19 protein-coding genes are annotated in these 23,290 nt (G+C 71.0%); 8 read left to right on the top strand and 11 right to left on the bottom strand.

The annotated features are described in order from the left end of the window. Nucleotides 1-2: 2 nt before the first annotated feature. On the bottom strand, nt 3-1,967 hold the full coding sequence (locus Acy02nite_RS03395) for an alpha-1,4-glucan--maltose-1-phosphate maltosyltransferase (protein WP_203738281.1): 1,965 nt from the start codon (nt 1,965-1,967) through the stop codon (nt 3-5). A gap of 153 nt (nt 1,968-2,120) precedes the next feature. Further along, nucleotides 2,121-2,882, bottom strand: coding sequence for a spermidine synthase (locus Acy02nite_RS03390; RefSeq protein ID WP_203738280.1), 762 nt, complete (start codon nt 2,880-2,882; stop codon nt 2,121-2,123). Between the two features lie 94 nt (nt 2,883-2,976). On the opposite strand from Acy02nite_RS03390, the gene Acy02nite_RS03385 reads away from it, so the two are divergent. Continuing rightward, complete coding sequence (locus Acy02nite_RS03385) at nt 2,977-3,591, top strand: hypothetical protein (RefSeq protein ID WP_203738279.1); 615 nt, start codon at nt 2,977-2,979, stop codon at nt 3,589-3,591. 250 nt (nt 3,592-3,841) lie between these two features. Here Acy02nite_RS03385 and Acy02nite_RS03380 read toward each other — a convergent pair whose 3' ends face one another. Together Acy02nite_RS03380 and ppgK are read right to left on the bottom strand one after the other, a co-directional pair. Continuing rightward, nucleotides 3,842-4,309: a PPOX class F420-dependent oxidoreductase gene (locus tag Acy02nite_RS03380; protein WP_203738278.1), complete on the bottom strand. Its 468-nt coding sequence runs from the start codon at nt 4,307-4,309 to the stop codon at nt 3,842-3,844. Beyond that, nucleotides 4,309-5,151 carry a polyphosphate--glucose phosphotransferase gene (ppgK, locus tag Acy02nite_RS03375; protein ID WP_203738277.1) on the bottom strand — a complete coding sequence of 281 codons (843 nt, stop codon included), beginning with the start codon at nt 5,149-5,151 and terminating at the stop codon, nt 4,309-4,311. Before ppgK ends, Acy02nite_RS03380 begins: the two co-directional genes overlap by 1 nt. Before the next feature lie 330 nt (nt 5,152-5,481). Here ppgK and Acy02nite_RS03370 point away from each other — a divergent pair, with 330 nt between their 5' ends. Beyond that, nucleotides 5,482-6,270, top strand: a complete 789-nt coding sequence (locus tag Acy02nite_RS03370; protein WP_203738276.1) for an RNA polymerase sigma factor SigF — start codon at nt 5,482-5,484, stop codon at nt 6,268-6,270. Between the two features lie 742 nt (nt 6,271-7,012). On the opposite strand, the gene Acy02nite_RS03365 is transcribed toward Acy02nite_RS03370, so the two are convergent. Together Acy02nite_RS03365 and Acy02nite_RS03360 are read right to left on the bottom strand one after the other, a co-directional pair. Continuing rightward, a complete protein-coding gene (locus Acy02nite_RS03365) occupies nt 7,013-7,597 on the bottom strand; it encodes a YflT domain-containing protein (RefSeq protein WP_203738275.1) in 585 nt (194 codons plus the stop codon). Continuing rightward, complete coding sequence (locus Acy02nite_RS03360) at nt 7,594-8,499, bottom strand: phosphatase PAP2 family protein (protein ID WP_203738274.1); 906 nt, start codon at nt 8,497-8,499, stop codon at nt 7,594-7,596. The genes Acy02nite_RS03365 and Acy02nite_RS03360 overlap by 4 nt, the downstream gene beginning before the upstream one ends. A 164-nt stretch (nt 8,500-8,663) precedes the next feature. Between Acy02nite_RS03360 and gsmA the strand changes: the two genes are divergently transcribed. Both gsmA and Acy02nite_RS03350 read left to right on the top strand, forming a co-directional pair. Then, a complete protein-coding gene (gene gsmA, locus Acy02nite_RS03355) occupies nt 8,664-9,806 on the top strand; it encodes a sporangiospore maturation cell wall hydrolase GsmA (protein ID WP_203738273.1) in 1,143 nt (380 codons plus the stop codon). 61 nt (nt 9,807-9,867) lie between these two features. Continuing rightward, entirely contained in the window at nt 9,868-12,186 is a 2,319-nt protein-coding gene (locus Acy02nite_RS03350; RefSeq protein ID WP_203738272.1) for an ATP-binding protein, read from the top strand. A 9-nt stretch (nt 12,187-12,195) separates the two neighbouring features. Here the strand turns inward: Acy02nite_RS03350 and Acy02nite_RS03345 are convergent, their stop codons facing one another. Next, a complete protein-coding gene (locus tag Acy02nite_RS03345) occupies nt 12,196-12,576 on the bottom strand; it encodes a response regulator (protein ID WP_203738271.1) in 381 nt (126 codons plus the stop codon). Between the two features lie 122 nt (nt 12,577-12,698). Between Acy02nite_RS03345 and Acy02nite_RS03340 the strand changes: the two genes are divergently transcribed. The 4 genes from Acy02nite_RS03340 (at nt 12,699) to Acy02nite_RS03325 (ending at nt 18,968) form a co-directional block, all read left to right on the top strand. Then, complete coding sequence (locus tag Acy02nite_RS03340) at nt 12,699-13,748, top strand: LCP family protein (RefSeq protein ID WP_203738270.1); 1,050 nt, start codon at nt 12,699-12,701, stop codon at nt 13,746-13,748. Between the two features lie 59 nt (nt 13,749-13,807). Then, nucleotides 13,808-17,722 (top strand): ATP-dependent RNA helicase HrpA, encoded by a 3,915-nt coding sequence (gene hrpA / locus Acy02nite_RS03335; RefSeq protein ID WP_203738269.1) that lies wholly within the window; start codon nt 13,808-13,810, stop codon nt 17,720-17,722. Between the two features lie 83 nt (nt 17,723-17,805). Beyond that, on the top strand, nt 17,806-18,171 hold the full coding sequence (locus Acy02nite_RS03330) for a DUF6401 family natural product biosynthesis protein (protein ID WP_203738268.1): 366 nt from the start codon (nt 17,806-17,808) through the stop codon (nt 18,169-18,171). A 98-nt stretch (nt 18,172-18,269) separates the two neighbouring features. After that, nucleotides 18,270-18,968 (top strand): LamG-like jellyroll fold domain-containing protein, encoded by a 699-nt coding sequence (locus tag Acy02nite_RS03325; RefSeq protein WP_239174148.1) that lies wholly within the window; start codon nt 18,270-18,272, stop codon nt 18,966-18,968. A 403-nt stretch (nt 18,969-19,371) separates the two neighbouring features. Here Acy02nite_RS03325 and Acy02nite_RS03320 read toward each other — a convergent pair whose 3' ends face one another. The 4 genes from Acy02nite_RS03320 to Acy02nite_RS47130 form a co-directional block, all read right to left on the bottom strand. Next, nucleotides 19,372-20,421, bottom strand: coding sequence for a cobalamin B12-binding domain-containing protein (locus Acy02nite_RS03320; protein ID WP_203738266.1), 1,050 nt, complete (start codon nt 20,419-20,421; stop codon nt 19,372-19,374). 16 nt (nt 20,422-20,437) lie between these two features. Beyond that, nucleotides 20,438-22,120: a PP2C family protein-serine/threonine phosphatase gene (locus tag Acy02nite_RS03315; protein WP_239174146.1), complete on the bottom strand. Its 1,683-nt coding sequence runs from the start codon at nt 22,118-22,120 to the stop codon at nt 20,438-20,440. A gap of 96 nt (nt 22,121-22,216) precedes the next feature. Continuing rightward, nucleotides 22,217-22,990 carry an exodeoxyribonuclease III gene (locus Acy02nite_RS03310; RefSeq protein WP_203738265.1) on the bottom strand — a complete coding sequence of 258 codons (774 nt, stop codon included), beginning with the start codon at nt 22,988-22,990 and terminating at the stop codon, nt 22,217-22,219. A gap of 7 nt (nt 22,991-22,997) precedes the next feature. Beyond that, entirely contained in the window at nt 22,998-23,123 is a 126-nt protein-coding gene (locus Acy02nite_RS47130) for a hypothetical protein (RefSeq protein WP_264653230.1), read from the bottom strand. Between the last annotated feature and the right edge of the window lie 167 nt (nt 23,124-23,290).

The following is a 23,290-nucleotide window of genomic DNA, read 5'->3' as shown; positions in this document are numbered from 1 at the left end:
CCTTACCCCGCCTGCACCACGAAGATGTGCGCCGGCTCGACGTACGGGTCGATCCGGACCGCGTTGTACTGCCCCCACTCGTACGTCGCCCCGGAGATCTGGTCGACCACGGTGAAGCGGTCGTGCCAGTCGAACCCGAGGGCGGCCATGTCGAGAGTGGTGTTGCCCCACTGCACGTTGGTGGAGTCGAACGAGACGATGACCAGCACGGTGTTGCCGGTGTCGGCGTCGCGCTTGGAGAAGCACAGCAGCGCGCCGTTGTCGATCTCGTGGAAGCGCAGGTTGCGGAGCCAGTGCAGGGCGGGATTCTGCTCGCGGATCCGGTTCAGCGTGGTGATGTACGGCGCGAGCGAGCGACCGGCCCGCTCGGCGGCGGCGTAGTCGCGGGGCTTGAGCTCGAACTTCTCGTTGTCGATGTACTCCTCCGCGCCGGGGCGGGGAACGTGCTCGAACAGCTCGTAGCCGGAGTACATCCCCCAGGACGGGGTGAGCATGGCGGCCAGCACCGCGCGGATCTTGAACATCGGCGGGCCGCCGTGCTGCAGCGACTCGTGCAGGATGTCCGGGGTGTTGGGCCAGAAGTTGGGGCGCATCCAGTCGATCGAGGTGAGCAGCTGCCCCATGTACTCGCGCATCTCCTGCGCGGTGGTGCGCCAGGTGAAGTACGTGTACGACTGGGTGAAGCCGATCTTGCCGAGCCCGTTCATCATCGCCGGGCGGGTGAACGCCTCGGCGAGGAACAGCACGTCCGGGTGGGTCTCCTTGACCTTGGGGATCAGCCACTGCCAGAAGTTGACGGCCTTGGTGTGCGGGTTGTCGACCCGGAAGATCCGCACGCCGTTGTTCACCCAGTGCATGACGACGCGGTAGACCTCGTCACGCAGCGCGCGGTAGTCGTTGTCCCAGTTGATCGGGTAGATGTCCTGGTACTTCTTGGGCGGGTTCTCGGCGTACGCGATGGTGCCGTCGGCCTTGGTGGTGAAGAACTCCGGGTGTTCCTTGACCCACGGGTGGTCCGGCGCGGCCTGCAGCGCGAGGTCGAGCGCGACCTCCATGCCCAGCTCCTCGGCGCGCTCCCGGAAGGCGACGAAGTCCTCCAGGGTGCCCAGTTCCGGGTGGATCGCGTCGTGGCCGCCCTCGTCCGAGCCGATCGCCCACGGCGAGCCGACGTCCACCGGCCGCGCGACCAGGGTGTTGTTGCGGCCCTTGCGGTTGATCTTCCCGATCGGGTGGATCGGGGGGAGGTAGACGACGTTGAAGCCCATCTCCGCGATCGCCGGGAGACGATTCATCGCCGTACGGAAAGTGCCGTGTTTGATCGGGGTGGCGTCCGGGCCGACCTCGGCGCCCTCGGAGCGCGGGAAGAACTCATACCACGCCGAGTAGAGGGCACGCTCGCGATCCGCCCAGACGGCGAACGATCGCGTGGTGGTGACCAGCTGCCGGACCGGGTTGTGCCAGAGCAGCTCCTCCAGGTCGAGCGCCGGGGTGACCCGGGAGAACAGCGACCGCTGCTCGTCGCGCAGGGCGGCAGCCGCGTCGCGGACCCGCTCCTCGTGCTCGGCCGGCACGATCTTGGTCGCCAGGTCCAGCACGTCGGCGCCCTCGGCGAGATCGTTCGCCAGGTCCTCGGCGCCCTGGCCGGCGCCGATCTTCTTCACGACGGCGTCGCGCCAGGTCCGGTACGGGTCATCGAACGCCTCGACCGTGAACGTCCAGCGACCGACCTGGTCCGGCCGGATCGTCGCGTGCCACTGGTCCAGGCCCGGCGTGCCGGGGGTCATCCGGGTGAACGGCTTGGTCTCCCCGTCGGGGCCACGCCATACCACATTGACACCCAGGGCGTGGTGTCCTTCGCGATAGGACACCGCGGAAACCGGCACCAGTTCGCCGACCACCGCCTTGGCGGGGTAACGGCCACCGGAAACGGCCGGCGTCACGTCTTCGATGGGGAAGCGACCGGTCATGATCTCCACCGTAGTCAGAGGGGCTCAGGAGGACTCGGCGACCGGAAAAACCACCGCCGTCGTCCTATGACTCCCCGGAGTGGAGGATCTGAAACTTGGAGGGCGCCGCGAAACGGCCGATCGCCGATGCACTCTCAACCTACCGGACCGTCCCTACGCCTTCGCATCCGTACGGGGCCGCGCGCCGCTGGAAAACACGACAAGTTCACCTTCCCGCAACAGGCGCTCGCCGCGCCTCACCCTCAGCGAGGGAATCGCTCCGGCGAGCATGATCAGATTGCCGGCCCGGCGCCCCCGCAGCACATCGTTCTCACCGAGCAGCGCGGTCCCGGTCTCACCGAACACGGCGGCCACAGTGGCCACCTGAATCCTCGTGAAGGCCATCGGCGGCACGTCCGTCACGTTGATCACCGCCAGCCCGTCCGGCCGCAGGACCCGGCGCAGCTCCCGCGCGAACTCCACGGTGCCCAGATGGGCGGGCATCGCGGCGCCGTCGAAGACGTCCACGACGATCACGTCGTACGAGCGATCGGGGGTCGTCCCCACCACCTGCCGCGCGTCGCCGGCGACGAGCTCCACCGGGAACGCCGGCGGGATCTCCCGCAGGACCAGGTCCATCAGCTCGCCGTTGATCTCCACCACGGTTTGCGCGACCCCCGGCCACCACCGGGCCGCCAGGCGCGGCACGGTCATCGCGCCCCCACCCAGATGCAGGATCCTTCCCGGTACGGACCTGCGGGCGCGCACCGAGCGGGCGATCAGCTCCACGTAGCCGAACGCCAGGTGCTCCGGATCCGCCACGTCCACGTATGACTGCGGGACCCCGTCCACCAGCAGCGTCCACCCGCCCGGCCGAGCGGGGTCGGGAAGCAGCTCCAGGCCCTCGGGTGTGCCTCGGTTGCCGTGCGTTGCCATCGAGGAACCTTACTCAAGGCCCCGCCCCGGCGACCGAGTTATCCCTTCGACGCCAGCCGAACACCGGCCCGGCGCCTGAGGCAAGGAGAACGTCGTGGCCGGACCGTCGACCGCACTGTCCCCGGTGATCGCCGCCAGCACCCACTGGCTGGCCCGGGCATACCCCGGTGGGGAGTCGAACACGGTTGCGCACACGCTCTCCGAGCTGCAGGCCCGGCAGGCCGTCACGGTCGCCGCCTGGCTGCGCTACCCGACCGAGATCGACGCCGCGCTCGTCGCGATCGCCGGCCCCGGCGGCTCCGCGCTGCTGGACTGGAAGGCCGGCAGCGAGCCCGAGGACGAGTTCGCCGACGGCGAGGGCTGGCGCACCTGGGTCGACGAGGTCGTCGTCAGCTGGGCCGCGTGCCTGCTCGCCGACCCGATGCTGGCCCGCCGCGGCGTCGACGCGGTGATCGCGGCCGTGCCGGCGCCCACCCCGGCGCCGGAGCCCCGCCCGCGCCCGCACGGCCGCCGGACCGGCGGACTGCCCAGCGAGTTCCGCCGGCTGCTCGCCCCGGACGCCCGCGACCGCGAGGCCGCGGCGCTGCTGCGCCACCCCGACCTGCTGGACCCGATCGCGTCGATGCACCGCGACACCCTGCTCTACCTGCTCGACGCCGAGACTGTGCCTGATGGCCTCGCTCCGCTCGGCGGGGATCGCGCCCTTTGAGTCGTTGTCGAGGGCACCGAAATCGACCACGGCTTCGCCTAGCCGATTTCGGCACCCTCGACAACGACGGGCGCGATCCGTGGTGGCTGAGGTGACACCACTCCGAGTCTTTGCCCGCCCTCTTCGTTCCGGCCCGCTGGGGCGTCCCCCGACGCCCGCCGGACAGCGCGCCTGACCCCCTGCGAAGAGGGATGGAATCGCACGGCCGGCACCCCGTTGTCCTCCTGGGGGTGCCGGCCGTGCGGTCGTCTCAGCTGTCGGCTAGCCGGGCCGGGAAGCCGCCGGTCGCGATCGGGCCCCAGGAGTCGATCGTGACGCGGATCAGGCACTTGCCCTGGTCGACCATGGCCTGCCGGTACTCGTCCCAGTTCGAGTGCTCGCCGGAGATGACCCGGAAGTACTCCACCAGGGGCTCCACGGCGTCGGGCAGGTCGATCACCTCGGCCGTGCCGTCGACCTGGACCCACGCGCCGTTCCACTCGTCGGAGAGCACGCAGACCGTGACCTGCGGGTTGCGCCGGATGTTCGTGACCTTCGCCCGCTCCGGGTAGCTGGAGATCACGATCCGGCCCTCGGCGTCGACGCCGCACGTGTTCGGCGAGGACTGCGGGCGCCCGTCCTTGCGGACCGTCATCAGGATCGCGTGGTGCCGTGGCCGCAGGAACTCCAGCAGCTCCTCGCGGCTCGCGTGCGTGTTCGTGGCGATCGTGCGGGCCATCAGCGCGCCTCCCCGGCGTTCACCGAGTGTGCCTCGGCGGCCCCCGGCGTGCCCGGCCGGCTCGCGTCCACCGGGATCGAGCCCGGGTGCTGCCCGCCACGACCGGTCGTGGCCTGCTCGGCGGAGACCGCGGCGCCGATGATGCCGGCGTTGTTCAGCAGCGTCGCCGCGACGACCGGCGTGCGGATCTCCAGCAGCGGGAAGTACTTGTCGGCCTTCTTGCTGACCCCGCCGCCGATGATGAACAGCCGCGGCGAGAGCAGCATCTCGACGTGACGCAGGTACTTGCTGACCCGATGCGCGAACTTCTCCCAGCTCAGATCCTCCGCCTCGCGGACCCGGTCGGAGGCGATCAGCTCGGCGTCCTTGCCGTCCAGCTCCAGGTGGCCGAGCTCGGTGTTCGGCAGCAGCACGCCGTCGAGGAACAGCGCGGTGCCGATGCCGGTGCCCAGCGTCACCATCATGATCAGGCCGGACTCGTCCCGCCCCGCCCCGAACGCGACCTCGGCCGCGCCCGCCGCGTCCGCGTCGTTGAGCACCGTCACCGGCTTGCCCAGCCGGTCGGTGAACAGCTGCGCGGCCGGCGCGTCGATCCACGACTTGTGCACGTTCGCCGCGGTCCGCGTCACCCCGTCGACGACCACACCGGGGAACGTCACCCCCACGCTGTCGAACCCCTCGAACGTGGCCGCCACCTCGGCGACCGCGTCCACCACGCTCTCCACGTCGGCCGGCTGCGGGGTGGGCACGCGGAACCGCTCGCCGAGCAGCTCGCCGCGCACCGTGTCGACCGGCGCGCCCTTGACGCCCGAGCCGCCGATGTCGATGCCGAGGATGGTCATCCGTGTCTTCCCGTCTTCCCGCTGGTCACTACTGCCGTGCTGGTCCACTGCTGCCGTGTTGGTCCATCACTGACGTGCTGGTCTGTTACTGCCGTGCTGTCTACCACGAAGGTGCGACACCGTAACCGGGCGGACACCCCCGGGGGAATTCGATCCGTAGTTCCCCCATTCACGTGGAGTCACTCATACTTTCGGCTAGGCAGCGCTAGTCTTGTCGGCTAGCGTGACAAGTCAGGACGGTTTCATCGAACGGCTCAATCGAATCGAACGGCTCAATCGGACGGTCGCCGCGTGCGGGCACGGCTCTCTGCCCGCTGATGGAGGACCAGCATGACAGTCATCGAGGCAGACAACAGGCAGCCGCTGGGCGCCCCCGAGACCACCGCGAGCGATCTGCTCGCCGCCATGGCGGTGACCGCGCCGGGCCCCGCGCGGGCGCGACTGAGGGACAGGGCGATCGAGGCGTGGCTGCCTCTCGCCCGGCACCTGGCCAACCGCTACTCCGGCCGTGGCGAGCCCACCGACGACCTGATCCAGACCGCCACCGTCGGTCTGATCAAGGCGGTCGACAAGTTCGATCCCGAGCGCGGGGTCGACTTCGCGGGCTACGCCATCCCGACGATCATCGGCGAGATCAAGAGACACTTCCGCGACCGTACGTGGTCGGTGCGCGTCCCCCGTCGCCTGCAGGAGCTGCGTCTCGCGATCACCGAGGCCAACAGCACGCTCACGCACCGCCTCGGCCGTTCCCCGACCGTCCCGGACATCGCCGGGCACCTGGGCATCGGCGAGGAGGAGGTGCTCGAGGGCCTGGAAGGCGCCCGCGCCTACAACGCCACCTCGCTGTCCACCCCGATCAGCGCCGACGGCTCCACCGAGCTCGGCGACACCCTGGGCGGCGAGGACCACGAGTACGAGCTCGCCGAGACCCGGGTCGCCCTCGGCCCGGCCCTGGCCACCCTGGACGACCGCGAGCAGCGGATCCTGACCCTGCGCTTCTACGGCAACCTGACACAGTCGCAGATCGCCGACCAGATCGGGATCTCGCAGATGCACGTGTCGCGCCTGCTGACCAAGGCCCTGGCCAAGCTCCGCTCCCAGCTCGCCGCCGACCTGTAACCACCCAGCGACACCCCACCCCTCAGCGCCCGCCGGTCCCGCCCGGCTGGTGCTGACGGGTGTTTCTGGCCCGCTTCACAGCCGTGAGTGCCAGCTCGCTGTGTCCGGCTGGCGTTGAGGGGTGCTTCGGGCCCGGGTTGCACCCGTGAGTGCCAGCTCGCTTCGTCCGGCCCTGGTGGTGAGGGGTGCTTCGGGTCTGCCGGGCAGCCCTCAGCGCCGGCTCGTCGGGGCCGGCTGGTCCCGGCTCCGGCTCGCGGTGCGCTCGTGCTGCTCAGCTGGTTCTCATGGACGTTATGAGGGACGAATAACGTCCATGAGAACCAGCTGGGACCGGGGCCGCGTCTCGGCGGTGACCCGATGCGGGCCTCGCGTGTGCCCGGGTCGCGCACCAGGCCACGGACGTCGCCTCCGGTCGCGGGCCGCGTCTGATCACGGGCGTGTGGTCGCGGGCCGCGTGTGGTCACGGGTCGCGTGTGGTCGCGGGGCGCCTTCGGCGGTCTTTGGTTTGAGCGTGCCCAGCCGCGGAGGCCGCCCTGGAGGGCTTTGCGTTCTGGGCCGGCCACGGCCCTGCGAAGCCCGCAAGGGTCCCCGCGGGAGCGACGATCCGGACCACAGCGAAGGCAGGATATGAAGATCTTGACTTTGGTGGAAACGCCGCCCACCTGACTGAACGTTCAGGTGGGCGGCGGGATGCCCGGCCACCGGGAAGGCGGCCGGATCATCGGCAAGAACGGGGCGCGGCTTACTGTGCGCCGCTGGTCTGCCAGTTCAGGCGGACCAGCAGGGCCTTGGCCTCGTCGGCCACCTCGGCGTCGGCGAGGACCGCGTACTGGGCGGCCTGCAGCGAGCTGCGCGAGGTGAAGTCGCGCCGGCCGCCGGTCGCGGCGTGGGCGATCGCGCCGAAGATGGCGCCCCAGACCGCGCCGATCAGGACCGTGGTGAGGATGACCGCGAACCAGTTGGAGTCGCTGAACAGGCCGAACAGCACGCCGATGAAGAGACCGAACCAGGCGCCGCTGGCCGCGCCGGCGAGGGCCGCGCGGCCGACGGTGAGGCGGCCGAGGACGTTCTCGACGAGGCGCAGGTCGGTGCCGATGATCGAGGTGCGCTCGACCGGGAACTTGTTGTCGGAGAGGTGGTCGACGGCCCGCTGGGCGAGCGCGTACTCGGGGTAGCTGCCGACGACGACGGTGGGACCGGCCGGCCCGGGAACGCCGAGGGTCTGCGCGGGCAGCTGGGGGACGCCGGCCGGGCCGGGCGGGACGGTTCCGGCGGTCTGCGGCGCCGCGGCGGCCGGGTCGTCCTGCGGAGTGGTGGGGTTGGTCATCGGACTTTGCCTCCCTGCTCGGGCAACGGGTCACCGGCGGTGAGCCGCACCCAGAAATAGAACGTTCCGGCAGTCGCGGCCATGATCGCCACCACACCGGTCAGGAACGCGAAACGGCCGGACACCAGATCCGGCATGACCCGCTCGGACATGGCCACCGCGGCGAGGCCGAACACGCAGGCCGCGGTGCAGATGGCGCCGACCAGAGCGAGGGGCAGCGTGGCGACGCGGGCGGGGGTGATCGACGCGCGCGGGCCGGCCGAGCGGCGCAGCCGGATCACCCACATGATCAACGAGCCGCAGGCCAGGACGATGAGCAGCGCCGCGATGGTGTCGCTGGGGCGGTGCCACTCGGCCCACACGGTGGCGACCGCGACGACCGCGACGTAGGCCGCGCCGAGCAGGCCCATCGCGCCGCGCAGCGCCCGCGGGAACGCCATGACCAGCACGAACGCGACCGATGCGGCGGCCGCCGTGTGCCCGCTGGGGAACGAGTTGGACATCGCGGTGCCGTCCAGGTCGGGGCGGTCCAGGTGGGCCTTGAGCTGCTGCGCCGCGACGTTCGCGGCGACGACCAGCACTGCGACGCCGATCGACAGGTCGACACGCCTGCGCAGGATGCCGACGACGGCGGCGATCACGCAGACGATCCCGAGGATGACGAACTGGGTGGCGTTGAGCGTCCGGCTGAGCACCTCGCTGACCTGCGGGTGGTGTATATCACCACCGCGCATGGCGGCGCTATCTATCGTCTGGCCGAGCCCTGTACGGATGAAGACGCGGTAGACCAGGAACGCCCCGGCCGCCGCCAGCAGTGCTGTGACCAGCGGAGATATGGCGTGCCATCCACCGGTCGCCGAGCTCTCGCCGGGTCGTGCTGCACGTGTTGCGACCGCCGTCATGCCTCTCCCTGATCTTGCCCGTTGGTCTGGGTGTGGACACGCCCTTTCCCCGTCCCGCGATTTTCCAAGCGTGGCAACCCACGCGCACCCGGACACGTCCCTGTTCCGCAACGGCCCGATCGCACTGTCATACGGACGCCGACCGGAACGAAGGGGACGTTTACATGAGGCACAGCTCCCGACGACTGCTCACCGGCACGCTGCTGGTGCTTGCCGCCGGGGCCGGGCTGGGCGCTGCCCCGTCGGCCGCCCAGGCAGCCGGCGTGACCGCCGTCGTCGACGTGAACAGCCAGCTCAAGGTGCGGGCCACGCCGTCGCTCGCGGCCGCGATCAAGGGAACTCTGCACGACGGGCAGAAGGTGACCGTGGTCTGCTCGGTGACCGGCCAGAACGTGCGCGGCAAGCTGCGCACGACGGCCACCTGGGACCGGCTGACCAACGGGTACTACGTGTCCGACTCGTACCTCACGAGCGCCAAGAAGATCCCGTCCTGCGGGGCGGCGCCGGTGGCCGAGAAGGTCAAGGCCAAGCCGGTGGTCAAGGCGACGACCCCGGCCTACGTCGCCGGCAAGGTCCGGACCGCTGACGGCCCGGTGAACGTGCGGACCACGCCGTCGGCGGCCGGGGTGCCGGTGCGCAAGGTCGTCAACGGGGCCGCGGTGCAGCTGGTCTGCACCGTGCCCGGGTCCGGCGTGAAGGGCACCGTCCGCACCACGAACCTGTGGGACCGGCTCAGCGACGGACGGTACCTCTCGCACGCGTACGTCGTCTCCGCCGACCTCAAGCCGTGCGCGCCGTCGTCCACGACCGCGCCGTCCACGCCCACGGCGACCCAGGCCCAGTTCATCGCGGCGGCGGTGTCCGGGGCGCAGGCCGGCTGGCGTCAGTACGGCGTCCCGCCGTCAGTCACGATCGCCCAGGCCATCCTGGAGTCCGGCTGGGGCCGCAGCGGGCTCGCCGCGGTGGACCGGAACTACTTCGGGATCAAGTGCCAGAACGGTGCGTACGGCACGCTGGCGAACGGCTGTCACGTCTACGCGACGACCGAGTGCGACAAGGCCGGGAAGTGCTTCCCGATGTCGGACGCGTTCCGGACGTACGCCACGATGGCCCACTCGTTCCGGGACCACGGCAACTTCCTGAAGGTCAACAAGCGGTACACGCCGGCGTTCGCCTACACCAAGGACGCCAACAACTTCATCTGGCAGGTGTGGAAGGCCGGGTACGCCACCGACCCGAACTACTACACCAAGGTCACCGGCATCATGACCGCGTTCAACCTCTACAAGTACGACACCTGGAAGTGATCGCACAGCCCCCGTTGGCCGAAGTCCGGCCGACGGGGGCGTTTTGCGGCTTACGCTCCTTATGGTGAAGTGGAGGGACGTCCGGTACACCGGCCCGGCGCTGGCCACGGCCGTGGTGCTCTGCGGCCTGCTGGCCACGCTGCTGACCGTGGCCGGCCTGCGCGCCGCCCAGCGGGAGAACACCCGCCGGGTGATGGACCAGCGCGCCCAGATGGCCGTCGCCGCGGTCCACAAGGAGACCGACCGCTACCGGATCCTGCTCGAGACCGTCGCCGCCGGCCTGGCCACCGACGACGAGGTCACCTGGGACGACTTCGATCGGGCGAGCTCGCCGCTGGAGTCGGCCGACCTGCTCGGGGTGGTCGCGGTCGCCTACGTCGTCCCGGTCACCACCCCCGGCGTCCCGGCCGCCCAGCAGCGCTGGCGCGCGGCCGGCGCGAACGGGCTGACCCTGAACCCGGACCGGGGCGCGGACGAGCACTACTTCGCGGTCCTCACCCGGATGCTCAACGACCAGGACGCTCCCACCGCCTCGGCCGGCGCGGACCTGGGCGGGGTGCCGCAGCCCGCGGACGCCCTGCGAACCGCGCGGCAGACCGGCGCGAGCACGGTCTCCGACACGTACGTGCTGCTCCGCGACCGTAATCGGCCCGCCGGCGAGCGCCAGCACTCGTTCCTGTTCGCGGCCCCGGTCCTGACCCGTGCCAACGATCCGGTGTTCCACGGCTGGGTGGTCCTCGGCATGCGCGGCGGCGACTTCCTCTCCGGCGTGCTGAAGACGGTCAGCCAGGGCCAGCTCCAGGGCAGCCTGGTGGCGCTCAACAGCGACGGCGGTCGCGCCGAGATCGCCCGGCTGCACGTGCCCGGCGACCCGGACCTGAGCCGCTCGGTGACGATCCCCGTCGCCGACCACGTGTGGGAGCTGAGCCTGCAGGCGGACTCGGGCCGGCTCCCGGGCGCCGGCGGCCACCTGCCGGGCATCGTCCTGGCCGGTGGGTTCGTCCTCACCGCGCTGTTCGCCGGGCTGGTCTACGTGCTGGCGACCGGCCGCGCCCGGGCCCGTGAGCGGGTCGAGCAGGCCACCGCCGAGCTGCGCGGCGCCGAGGCGGAGAGTCACAAGCACGCCGCGCTGCTCGGCGCGATCATGACGACGATCGGGGACGGGGTCAGCGTCGTCGACGGCAGTGGCCGCGTCCTGCTGGAGAATCCGGCCGCGCAACGACTGATGGGCGTGACCGAGTCCAGCGACGACCCGCAGACGTGGCAGGAGCACTACGGCGCGTTCCGGGCGGACGGCGTCACGCCGATGACGATCGACGAGATGCCGCTGATCCGGGCCATGCGCGGCGAGCCGGGAGTCACCGGTGAGGTGCTCATCCGCAACGCCGGGCGGCCCGACGGCGTGCTGCTCGGCATCGACGCGCGGCCGCTCGACCCGAGCGCCGGGCAGCGCGGGGCGGTCGCGGTCTTCCGGGACATCACCGACCTGCGGCAGTACGAGAAGGACCTGGCGATCTTCGCCGGCGTGGTGGCGCACGACCTGAAGTCCCCGCTGGCCATCGTGCGCGGGCACTGCGAGCTGGCCCTGGACGACCCGGGCGACGTGGCCGAGGTGCGCGCCGCGCTGACCCGGATCGTGCGCGCGGTCGACCGGATGGACACCCTGATCGAGACGCTGCTGGCGTACAGCACCGCCCGGGACGCCCCGCTGAACCTGACCGATCTCGACCTGGAGCCGCTGGTCCGCGACGTGCTCCAGGAACGGGCCGCGAGCCTGCGCAGCACCGGCGGGCCCGAGCCGGAATGGACGGTCGGGCCGCTGCCCGCCGTCCACGCCGATCCGGCGATGCTCCGGCACGTGCTGGACAACCTGATCGGCAACGCCTTCAAGTACGTGCGCCCGGGCACCGTGCCCCGCGCCGGCGTCACCGCCGAGGAGGCCGCGCCCGGCTGGGTGCGGATCCGGGTGACGGACGCCGGCATCGGCATCCCGGACGTGGACAAGGCCCGCGTCTTCGACTCGTTCCACCGGGCGCCCGGCTCGGCCGGTTACGCCGGAACGGGCCTGGGCCTGGCCATCTGCCGTCGCGTCGTGGAACGGCACGGCGGGGAGATCGGCGTCGAGGACGACCCCGGTGGAGGCAGCCGCTTCCACTTCACCCTGCCGGCCGCAGTCGACCAGGAGGAGACCGACATGAAGCACATCCCGACCGAGCCCGTGGAAGAGGACGACGCGCAGGTGCGTGCCGCGCTGGAACGGGCGCTCGCCGAACGTGCCGCGATCATGGACAGCCGGCTGCCCGGCCTGGCCGCGCTGCCCGCCGCCGAACCATCGGCCCACGATCCGGCGGCGGCACGCCTGCGCGCGCCCGTGGATTGAGCCGGCGGGTCAGGTGGTCGCGCCGTCGGGGGTGGCCCGGGGGAGCAGGGCCGCGATCAGGTCCAGCAGTTGGGCCGGGAGGAACGGCTTGAGCAGCGTGGCGGACGCCCCGGCCTCGCTGGCCTGGGAGTCGCCGGGCATCAGGGAACCGCTGGCCACCACGATCGGGATGTGTCGCAGGTCGTCGTCGGCCCGGATCGCCCGGCACAGGTCGAGACCGGTCATCCGCGGCATGTCGACGTCCGTGACGACCAGATCCGGACGATGCTCACGGACCGCGGCCAGGGCGCTCGCCCCGTCGGCGGCGACCACCACCCGGTGCCCGGCGCGTTCCAGGGAACGCTTCAACACGTACCGGATGTCGTCGTGGTCCTCTGCGACAACGATCACCCTCGACCTCGATTCGGTTATCTGGATCCCGTCAACCGGGATACCGATTCAGCCGTCCTGAGGACACGGGGTCGATCCGTTCGGATGATCTGTCCATCTTGACCTTTCGGCACAGTGGCCGGATGGAAGAAGTGGATCAGGGCGCTCCCGAGCCGCGGCGCCGTGGGTGGTACAAGCGCCGGCCCGCGTGGCAGAAAGCCCTGATCATGCTCGGGGCGCTGGTCCTGATCGTCTCGTCGGGTGTGGCCGGTGGCGGTTACTACCTGGTCGACCGGTACTCCGACAAGGTGGACCGCGCTTCGTTGCTGCCCCCGGCGGCGCCGGAGGAGGCCGAGCAGTCGAAGAGGAACTGGGAGTCCGGCCCGCTGAACCTGCTGCTGCTCGGCAGTGACTCGCGGGCCGCCGTGCCGGGCGGGACGAGCCCGATCGGGGAGCGCTCGGACACCATCATGCTGGTGCACATCGCGCGCGGCCGGGACCGGGCGACGATCATCTCGATCCCGCGCGACAGCTACGTCGACGTGCCCGCCGGTGGACCCTGGAAAGGCGGGAAGAACAAGATCAACTCCGCTTTCGCGTACGGCGGAGCCGCGCTGACCGCCACCACGGTGCGTCACCTGACCGGCATCCCGCTGGACGGCGCCCTGATCGCGAACTTCGCCAGCATCCGGGACCTCGTCGACGCCGTCGACGGGGTGAACGTCTGCGTCCCGTACGACGTGAGGTCGACCTTCTCCGACCGGGAGTGGAAGCAGGGCTGCCACGACATGAACGGCGAGGTTGCCGAGGAGTTCATGCGGCAGCGCTACGACGTGCCCGGTGGCGACTTCGGCCGGATCAAGAACCAGCAGCTCGTGGTCCAGTCCGTGATCAGGAAGGTGGCCGAGCGGAACCTGCTCTACAAGCCGCTCGAACTCGACACGCTGCTCGGCATCGCGGCCGAGTCGCTGACCGTCGACGAGAATCTCGACCTGCGTGACCTGGCCTTCGCCGTCCGTGACATCCGGCCGGGCAGCATCGGGTACGCGACCGTGCCGTACACCTCGGCGGACCTGAAGACCCCGGCCGGTGCCGCGGTCCAGCTCGACACCGCGGCCGCCACCGCGATGTTCGCCGCGGTCAGGAACGACACGATCGACCAGTGGCTGGCCGACAACCCGCCCGCCCCGTAACCGGGGCGGCGTTAATCACCAGGCGTTTCTGGCCGGATCCGCCTATCCTTGTGCGCGCCATGTCGACATCGCCTTCATCAGAGCTCCGCAGCCGGATCTCCCAGCTCCTTCCCCGTGACGAACACCGGCTCGGCCGCCGCCTCGAAGGCACCAGACGGATCCGCGACGACGGTGCGAAAGCCGCCGCCCTCGCCGAGATCACCGCCGAGGTCGAGGCGGCCGAGTCGCGCCGCGAGAGCCGGGCCGCCGCCGTGCCTCCCATCACGTACCCGCAGGCATTGCCGGTCAGCGCCCGCAAGGACGACATCGCCGCCGCGATCCGCGACCACCAGGTGGTGGTCGTGGCCGGCGAGACCGGGTCGGGCAAGACCACCCAGATCCCGAAGATCTGCCTCGAGCTGGGCCGCGGGGTGCGCGGCCAGATCGGGCACACCCAGCCACGCCGGATCGCGGCGCGCACGGTCGCCGAGCGCATCGCCGAGGAGCTGGACCGGCCGCTCGGGTCCACGGTCGGCTACAAGGTCCGCTTCACCGATCAGGTCGGCGACGACACGCTGGTCAAGGTGATGACCGACGGCATCCTCCTCGCGGAGATCCAGACCGACCGGATGCTGCGGCGCTACGACACCCTGATCATCGACGAGGCGCACGAGCGCAGCCTCAACATCGACTTCATCCTGGGCTATCTGCGGGACCTGCTGCCCCGGCGGCCCGACCTCAAGCTGATCATCACGTCGGCGACGATCGAGACGCAGCGCTTCGCCGAGCACTTCGCGGACGCGGACGGCAAGCCCGCGCCGGTGATCGAGGTCTCCGGCCGGACCTATCCCGTGGAGGTCCGCTACCGCCCGCTGGTCACCACCACCGTGATCGACGATGACGAGGTCCGCGAGGAGCCGATCGACCAGACCGAGGGCATCTCGGCCGCCGTCGACGAGCTGCCCACCGACGGCGACATCCTGGTGTTCCTCTCCGGCGAGCGGGACATCCGGGACACCGCCGACGCGCTGGAGAAGAAGAACCTGCGGAACACCGAGATCATCCCGCTGTACGGCCGGCTCTCCGCGGCCGAGCAGCACAAGGTCTTCGAACGCCACGCCGCCCGGCGGATCGTGCTGGCCACCAACGTCGCCGAGACGTCGCTGACCGTGCCCGGCATCCGCTACGTGATCGACCCCGGCACCGCCCGGATCAGCCGCTACTCCCACCGGCTCAAGGTGCAGCGACTCCCGATCGAGGCGGTGTCGCAGGCCAGCGCGAACCAGCGCAAGGGCCGCTGCGGGCGTACGTCGGACGGCATCTGCATCCGCCTCTACTCCGAGGAGGACTTCGAGGGCCGCCCCGAGTTCACCGAGCCGGAGATCCTGCGGACGAACCTGGCCTCGGTCATCCTGCAGATGACCAACCTGGGCCTGGGCGACCTCGGGAAGTTCCCGTTCATCGACCCACCGGACAAGCGCAACATCACCGACGGCGTCAAGCTCCTGGAGGAGCTCGGCGCGCTCACCGGCGGCAAGCTCACCCCGATGGGCCGCCAGCTCGCCCAGCTCCCGGTCGACCCGCGCCTGGCCCGCATGGTCATCGAGGCCGACAAGCAGGAGTGTGTCGCCGAGGTCATGGTGATCGCGGCCGCGCTGTCGATCCAGGACCCGCGCGAGCGTCCCGCCGAGAAACAGCAGCAGGCCGACGAGAAGCACTCCCGGTTCGTCGACAAGGAATCGGACTTCTTCACGTACCTGAACCTGTGGCGCTATCTGCGGGAGAAACAGCGGGAACTGTCCGGGAACCAGTTTCGCCGGCTGTGCCGTTCCGAATTCCTGAACTATCTGCGGGTCCGGGAATGGCAGGACATCTACACGCAGTTGCGGTCGGTCGTCCGTACGCTCGATCTGTCCCTGAAAGAGGACTGGGAAGCGGGAGTCGCGCCGCAGCCGGTGCACACCGCATTGCTCGCGGGCCTGCTCAGCCACATCGGGTTCAAGGACCCGGAGAAGCGGGAGTACCTGGGTGCCCGCGGCGCGAAGTTCGCCGTCTTCCCCGGCTCGGTGCTCTTCAAGCGGCAGCCGAAGTGGATGATGTCGGCCGAGCTCGTCGAGACCAGCCGCCTGTGGGCCCGGGTCAACGCGCGGATCGAGCCGGAATGGGCCGAGAAACTCGCCCCGCACCTGGTCAAGAGCTCCTACAGCGAGCCGCACTGGGACCGGAAGATGGGCGCCGTGATGGCCTTCGAGAAGGTCATGCTCTACGGCTTGCCGATCGTCCCGCGACGGCGCGTGCAATACGGAAGAATCGACCCGGTCGTCGCCCGCGAGCTGTTCATCCGGCACGCGCTGGTCGAGGGCGACTGGGAGACGCACCACAAGTTCTTCGACGCGAACCGGCGGTTGCTGAAGCAGATCACCGAGATCGAGAATCGTGCCCGGCGGCGGGACATCGCGGTCGACGACGAGACGGTCTACGCCCTCTACGACGCGCGCATTCCGGCCGATGTCGTCTCGTCGCGGCATTTCGACGGCTGGTGGAAGAAAGCCGGCCGGGAGAATCCGGAACTGCTGCATTTCACCCGTGAGGATCTCGTCAACGCGGGCCGGGACACCATCGACCCGAACGCTTTCCCGGACGCGTGGCTGGCGGCCGGCGTGAAACTGCCGCTGACCTACGAGTTCGAGCCGACGTCGCACGCCGACGGCGTCACCGTCCGGATCCCGCTCGACCTGATCAACAAGGTGAGCGCGGACGACTTCGGCTGGTCGGTGCCCGGCTTCCGCAAGGACGTCGTGATCGCGCTGATCCGCGCCCTGCCCAAGGCGCTGCGCACCAGCTTCGTCCCGGTGCCGGACTGGGCCGAGGCGGTGCTCGCCCGGATCCCGGCACGCCGCGGCGCGCTGCCCGACGCGGTCGGCGACGAGCTGCGGCGGCTCACCGGGACGATCGTGCCGCGCGACACCTGGCGTCCCGACCAGGTCCCCGAGCACCTGCGGATGAACTTCCGGATCGTCAACGAGGCCGGCGAAGTCGTCGGCGAGGGCCGTGACCTGGAAGTGCTGCGCCGCCAGCTCGCGCCGAAGGTGCAGGCCACCATCTCGCGCGCGGCCGGCGCCCTGGAACGCACCGGCATCACCACCAACGACTTCGGCGCGATCCCGCGCCGGGTGGTGCAGAACCGCGGGGGGTACGACGTCAACGTCTGGCCCGCCCTGGTCGACGAGGGCACGAGCGTCGGCGTCAAGGTGTTCGAGACCGAGCCGGAGCAGCGCATCGCGATGCGGGCCGGCACCCGTCGCCTGCTGCTGCTCACGTTGCCGCCGGCCGCGCGATTCCTGCAGGGGCGCCTGGACAATCGCGCGAAACTGGAGCTGTCCCGGGCCAACCCGTACCGGTCGATCGCCGACCTTCTCGACGACTGCGCGGGCGCGGCGGTGGACCGGCTCGTCGCCGACGCGGGCGGCCCGGTCTGGTCGTCGGTCGAGTTCGCCTCGCTGCGCGACACCGTCCGGGAGGACCTGGTCGACGCGGTCGCCAACGTCGTCACGCAGGTGCAGGCCGTGCTCGCCACGGCGTACGAGGTGGACCAGCGGCTGCGCGCCTACAAGGACCCGATGCTGCTCGCCTCGCTCTCCGACATCCGGGTACAGCTCAAGGGCCTGGTGTACCCGGGGTTCGTGACCGAGACCGGGTGGAAACAGCTGCACCACCTGCCGCGGTACCTGCGCGCCGTCTCGTACCGGCTGGACCGGCTCGGCGGCGGCCTCGGGCGCGACCGGCAGCTCACCACCCAGATCCACGAGATCGAGGCGGAGTACCGCGAGCTGAAGGCCGAGGCGCCGCGGGGCGGGCCGGCCGAGGACGGGTTGCGGGAGATCCGCTGGATGATCGAGGAGCTGCGGGTGAACTTCTTCGCGCAGACCCTCGGAACCGCCTACCCGGTCTCGGACAAGCGCATCTTCAAGGCGATGGACGCCCTGCCGCTCTGAGAAGAGTTGCAGGTCGGTGCGCCTGCGGTGCCGTTGGGTCACACCTCTGTCGTGGCCCGGCGGCGCCGTTTAGGTTTCTCCGCATGACGAACGAGAGCATCGCCTTCGCCGCCGCCACTGTTTCCGCCGACACCTACCTCGACGAGATGATGGCCCGCGTCGGGGTGGACGGGCTCACCGCCGCGCTCGCCGCGCCCGGCCTGCTCGCGCTCGTCGACCAGCACGCGGCCGCCGTCCGGGAGGCCCTGCTCGGAGCCGGGCGCGGGATCGACGCCGAGGGGCTCGCGGCGTACGCGCGCAGCATCGTCGCCGGGTCGGTCCGGATGCGCCGTCCGCTCCCGGCGCCGGGCTGCGCACCGACCACCGTCGAGGGCTGGGCGAACGCGGGGTGGCCGCTGCTGCGACTCGTCGCGGTGTGCCTGATCGCGGAGTCGGCGGGACTTCTCTGACCCGTACGATCTACTTGAGCGCGTTGATTACCCCCCAAACCGGCATGATCGGGCATGTTTGGGGCATGAACTTGCTCAAAATCTCTGCACTTGGTCTCTTGGCGATCCCGGCCCTGGCCGCCCCCGCGGCCGCCGCGCCGCGCGAGGCAGCGCCGCCGGCCCTGGTCGCCCGCTACAACTTCGACGGCGGCGCGACCGCCGGGAAGATCTCCGACCTCTCCGGCAAGGGGACGAACCTGACCGTCCGCGGCGCCGACAACGGCACCGTCGCGATCAACACCGAGGGCGCCGGCCGCTACGCCGCGTTCCCCGTCCCGTGCGCCACCACCGCCCCCTGCGCCCGCGCGATCCTGGAGGCGCCGAACAGCCCGGACCTCAACCCGGGCGTCCGCACCTTCCGCTGGGCCGCCAGCGTGCGGGTCACCGCCGCCCAGATGAAGGGCAAGGCGAACATCATGCAGAAGGGCCTGGCCGGCGCCGAGAGCGTCTGGAAGATGCAGCTCACCGGCAAGACCGGCCGCGCCCAGTGCGCGATGACCGGCAAGGGGACGACGCAGGCCTTCACCGCGACGTCCGCCAAGCCGATCGCCGACGGCGCCTGGCACAAGATCGTCTGCGAGCGCACGGCGACCACGCTGAGCGTCTCCGTCGACGGTGTCCCCGGCACCAAGGTCACCATCCCGGCGACCCTGTCCGTCGACAACACCATGCCGCTGCGCATCGGAGGCCCGAACTTCGGCGCGTCCAGCGACATGTACCACGGCCAGCTCGACGACGTCTACATCCAGGTCGGCTGAGCTCCGCTTTCCTGTCACGGGCCGGCTTCCCCGCCGGCCCGTCCGCTTTTCCCGTACGTCGTGAGCCCGCAAGTAATTCGCTGGCGTGCCCGCCGGTGCGGGCATAGGTCCGGATCTCCGGCGGGCCCGCGCGGGCCGCGTCGCCGGTGCCCCGTCCAGTCGCACCTACGCCTTCCGCCGAAGCTGACCGAACACCGCCGGCGCTGCGGTCCGCACTCCCGCTCGCGGCTCGCGGTAGCCGGCTGGCGCTCACGGTCGTTCGCGAGCCCGAAAACAACCGTGAGCGCCAGCCACTCCCCGTGACGGCTGCGGCCGCGGTTCGGGGTGGCCGGCTGGTGCTGAGGGTTGTCTTCGGGCCCGAAAACAACCCTCAAGACCAGCCGGGGGCGGTGAGCGGGGCTGGTCAGGGAGTGGGGAGAGTCTCCAGGGACCGGTTCAGGGTGGCGGTGGCCTTGGGGAAGTCGATGAGCTGGTCACGGACCAGGCGCAGGCCGGCCGTCAGCGCGGCGATCGGCACGCCACGAGCCGTGAGGACCCCGGCGGTCCAGGTGGTGAAGTCCAGGAAGATCTGCGGCTCGTCGACGTAGAGCGACGCGGCCAGGAAGTCGGCGATGTGGCCGAAGTCCTCCATCGTCGCTTCCCGCTGCTGCTCGTCGTAGTCCTGGACGGCCGGGACCACCACCGCCAGGCGCTGCATCGCCGTCTCGATCAGCTGCGGGCGGGACCGGACGAGATGCGTGTACTCCTCGTCGCCGAGGAAGTCCGCCAGGTGCGACGGGAAGTCCGGGGCCGGCGGCGGTGGCCAGTCCGACGCCAGGCGGATGACCGCCTCCTCGGCAGTGGCCGCCCAGGCGTCAGCGCCGAGGCGTTCCGCGTAGCGGCTGCCGGCGCCGAAACCGCGGCCACCGGCGATCACCGGGACCCCGGCGGCGCGGCAGGCGGTGATGGCGGCGTGGGCGCGGGGGAGCCGGGTCGGGATCATGCAGCTGAGGGCCACCGCGTCCGGCCCGGTCTGGTGCAGGTGGGTGATCAGGTGCGGGCCGGGGACGCTCGCCCCGAGGAAGTCGACCCGCCAGCCGTCCATCCGCAGCAGCTCGGCGAGGATGCGCGCGGGCAGGCCGTGCCATTCGCCGTCGACGCAGGCCAGGGTGATCCGGCCACGGCGGGCGGTGGTGCGCAGGCGTCCGGCGACCACGGCCAGGACACGTTCGTTGACAGCGGTGGCGGCGTGCTCGCGGGCGACCGACCACTCGTTGGCGGCCCACAGCTCACCGACCCGGCCCTGACTGCCGCCGATCAGGTCGACCATGATCCGTTGCGCGGGCACGCCCTGGTCGAGCAGGGACACCGCCAGATCACAGGCGCCCTGCTCGTCACCGTCCCCGATCAGGTGCAGGTACCGCTCGACGAGGTCGGGATCGTGGAGGGATCGGGTCGGAGCCGACGTGATCATGCCAGGGACATACCCATCATGCGCGTGGCCGGACCCTGCGATCGCCACCCCGGGCGGCCGTCAGGTACGGCGACTGGTTGCGCGCACCGCCCCCGCGCAGGGTCAGCGGTGTCCGGGTGTGCGCGCGGACGGCCAGCATGGCGATGTCGTCGGTGACCCCGCCGTGCACCCAGTCGGAGACGAGCTGGCGCAGCCGCTCCAGGGTGACCGCGCCGGGCAGCCCCGCGCACTCGGCGAGGGCACGCCGCAGCCGGGCCTCGCCGAACTGCTCGGCGCCGGACGGGCCGCCCCGGGCCTCGGTGAGCCCGTCGCTGTAGAGCAGGCACAGCTCACCGGGCGCGAGCTCGACGGTGGCGGGCCGCACCGACGTGTGCGGCATGACCCCGATCAGCGTGCCGGTGGCCGGGACCTCCTCGACCGTGCCGTCGCCGCGCAGCACCAGCGGGGGCGGGTGACCGCCGCTGGCCAGCTCGAGCCGGATCCGCCCGTGGTCGGCCCGGGTCACCGAGCCGATCACCAGGGTGACGAACCGCTGACGCCGGCCGGACTCGGTCAGCGCCTGGTTGAGCACCCGCAGCATGGTTTCCGGACCGGCCTTGAGCACGCGCAACGCGCGCAGCGTCTGGCGCACCTTGCCGGTCATCACGGCCGCCTCGGGCCCGGTGCCGCACACGTCGCCGAGCGCGACGACAGTGTCCGGGCTGGTCTCGGACGGGCCGAAAGCCTCGTAGAAGTCGCCGCCGACCAGCATCGTCTCGCGGGCCGCCTGGTAGGACCCGGCGAGCTCGAAGCCCTCGGTCTGCGGCAGCTCGGGCGGCAGCAGGTCGGCCTGCAGGACCGAGGCCGTGTCGACCTGCTCCTGGTAGAGGGTGGCCGCGGCGAGAGCGGCCCCGGCCCGGGTCGCGAAGACGCGGGCGAGCGCCTCGTCCTCCGGGGAGAAGGTGGCGTGCTCGCCGGCCTTGGCCAGGATCAGCACGCCGGCCGGCTCGGCGTTGCCCGGCAGCGGGGTCACCAGCAGCGCGCCGATCGGCCCGAACGCGGCCGGGAAGAGCCAGTCCGGCGCCTGCGACGCGTCCAGCCAGCGGCTCGGGATGGGCGGGAAGCCGTCGATCACCTCGCGCAGGCCCGGCACCTCACCGAGCCGGTGCTCGCCGAGCGAGCCCTCCTCGATCGTGTGACCGGGCAGTGCCCGGGTGAAGGCGCTCTGACGTTTGTCCGGCGGGAGGATGACGACGGCCGCGTCGGCCAGGTGCTCGACGGCGAGCTGCACGGTGGTGCGGCGCACGCGACGCAGGTGCAGCGAGGCGGAGAGCCGGCGGCCGGCGTCGGCGAGGAACGCGGCGCGGGCCCGCTCGGCCTCCAGGGCCGCCGTCCGCTCGTGCTCGTCGGTGTGGTCCCGGAAGAACCACGCGTAGTGGTCGTCGTCGAGCGCGCGGCGCAGCCCGTACAGAAATCGGCCCTCGTGCTCGGACCGGAAGGAATCGATGCCGGCACTCGCGGCAGCGGCCAGCTCGGGCAGCGGCGCCGCGGTCAGTCGATCTCCCGGCCGCAGGCCCGGGATCAGGCCGAGGGCGGCCGGGTTCGCCAGCAGGACCGTGTCGTCAGCGGCGGAGCAGAGCAGCATCGCCTCGGTGGCCGCCGTGAAGGCGGCCTCCAGCAGGAACGGTGTGACCACGGCACCCGGCACATGCGAAGCCAAGGGTCCCTCCCGTCTCCCCGCCGAGTCGTGCAGAACTACACCAGCCTACGGGGTTCATCGGTGAAACGGGCATCGCGTCTGCCCCGGCGACGCCGTTCAGCGTCGCAGATCGACGACGATCGGGGCGTGGTCGGAGGGGCCCTTGCCCTTGCGGGCCTCGCGATCCACCACGGCATCCGTCACCGCGGCGGCCAGCCCGGCGTCGGCGTAGACGTGATCGATCCGCATGCCCTTGTTCTGATGGAACATCCCGGCGCGGTAATCCCAATAGGTGAACGGGTGGTCGCCCTTCATGGCGCGGGCCGGCACGTCGGTGAGCCCGAGGTCGCGCAGCGCGGCGATCGCCTCCCGCTCCGGCGGCGTGACGTGGGTCGACCCGGCGAACACGGCGGGGTCCCAGACGTCGGCGTCGGCGGGGGCCACGTTGAAGTCGCCGGCGACGATCAGGGGACCGGCTGCCAGGTCCTCGGCGAGCGTCTGGCGCAGGGCGCGCAGCCACTCCAGCTTGTAGGTGTAGTGCGGGTCGTCCGGGGTGCGGCCGTTGGGAACGTACACCGACATGAATCTGATCTTGTCGCAGACGGCCGCGATCGCGCGCGCCTCGGGATCGGGGAAGCCCGGCTCCCCGGGGAATCCGCGCCGGACCTCGGAGAGCCCGACACGGGAGAGGATCGCGACACCGTTCCAGCGGCCCTGCCCGTACGCGGCGGTCTCGTACCCCAGCTCGGCGACCTCGGCGGACGGGAAGGCGTCCTCGCCGACCTTGGTCTCCTGCAGCAGCAGCACGTCGGGGACGGTCGTCGCGAGCCAGTCGAGCAGGCGGGGCAGCCGGGCCTTGACGGAGTTGACGTTCCAGGTGGCGAAGCGCATCAGCCCATTATCGGCGTGGTGGCAGCCCACCGCGGGACGCGGCGACCAGTGCCACGGCGAGTCCGCTGACCAAGGCGAGCAGCAGGGCGGCGAGCCAGAGCGCGTGGCCCTCGGCGCCGATGAGATCTGACATGCGCCACCTCCTCAGGTGATCGGGATCACCCCCGGCAAATCCGTGAGCGCATAATGCCGGACTTGCCGGCGCGGCACCAGTGGGGCTGACAAGTTTGTTCTCGGAGCGGGACGACACGACGGGGGCGCGGGGACCAGCACCAGTTGCCCCGGATGATCGGCCTGATC

This window comes from Actinoplanes cyaneus, assembly GCF_016862095.1.
GTDB lineage: Bacteria > Actinomycetota > Actinomycetes > Mycobacteriales > Micromonosporaceae > Actinoplanes > Actinoplanes cyaneus.
Note: the sequence above shows the minus strand (reverse complement) of the source record. Positions and strands in the feature narration are given on the sequence as shown.

Bases quoted from the DNA above. Each gene is read 5' to 3' on its own strand.
- Acy02nite_RS03395 (WP_203738281.1), bottom strand. From the start codon at position 1,967: ATGACCGGTCGCTTCCCCATCGAAGACGTGACGCCGGCCGTTTCCGGT.
- Acy02nite_RS03390 (WP_203738280.1), bottom strand. From the start codon at position 2,882: ATGGCAACGCACGGCAACCGAGGCACACCCGAGGGCCTGGAGCTGCTT.
- Acy02nite_RS03380 (WP_203738278.1), bottom strand. From the start codon at position 4,309: ATGGCCCGCACGATCGCCACGAACACGCACGCGAGCCGCGAGGAGCTG.
- ppgK (WP_203738277.1), bottom strand. From the start codon at position 5,151: ATGACCATCCTCGGCATCGACATCGGCGGCTCGGGCGTCAAGGGCGCG.
- Acy02nite_RS03370 (WP_203738276.1), top strand. From the start codon at position 5,482: ATGACAGTCATCGAGGCAGACAACAGGCAGCCGCTGGGCGCCCCCGAG.
- Acy02nite_RS03365 (WP_203738275.1), bottom strand. From the start codon at position 7,597: ATGACCAACCCCACCACTCCGCAGGACGACCCGGCCGCCGCGGCGCCG.
- Acy02nite_RS03360 (WP_203738274.1), bottom strand. From the start codon at position 8,499: ATGACGGCGGTCGCAACACGTGCAGCACGACCCGGCGAGAGCTCGGCG.
- gsmA (WP_203738273.1), top strand. From the start codon at position 8,664: ATGAGGCACAGCTCCCGACGACTGCTCACCGGCACGCTGCTGGTGCTT.
- Acy02nite_RS03350 (WP_203738272.1), top strand. From the start codon at position 9,868: ATGGTGAAGTGGAGGGACGTCCGGTACACCGGCCCGGCGCTGGCCACG.
- Acy02nite_RS03340 (WP_203738270.1), top strand. From the start codon at position 12,699: ATGGAAGAAGTGGATCAGGGCGCTCCCGAGCCGCGGCGCCGTGGGTGG.
- hrpA (WP_203738269.1), top strand. From the start codon at position 13,808: ATGTCGACATCGCCTTCATCAGAGCTCCGCAGCCGGATCTCCCAGCTC.
- Acy02nite_RS03330 (WP_203738268.1), top strand. From the start codon at position 17,806: ATGACGAACGAGAGCATCGCCTTCGCCGCCGCCACTGTTTCCGCCGAC.
- Acy02nite_RS03320 (WP_203738266.1), bottom strand. From the start codon at position 20,421: ATGATCACGTCGGCTCCGACCCGATCCCTCCACGATCCCGACCTCGTC.
- Acy02nite_RS03310 (WP_203738265.1), bottom strand. From the start codon at position 22,990: ATGCGCTTCGCCACCTGGAACGTCAACTCCGTCAAGGCCCGGCTGCCC.
- Acy02nite_RS47130 (WP_264653230.1), bottom strand. From the start codon at position 23,123: ATGTCAGATCTCATCGGCGCCGAGGGCCACGCGCTCTGGCTCGCCGCC.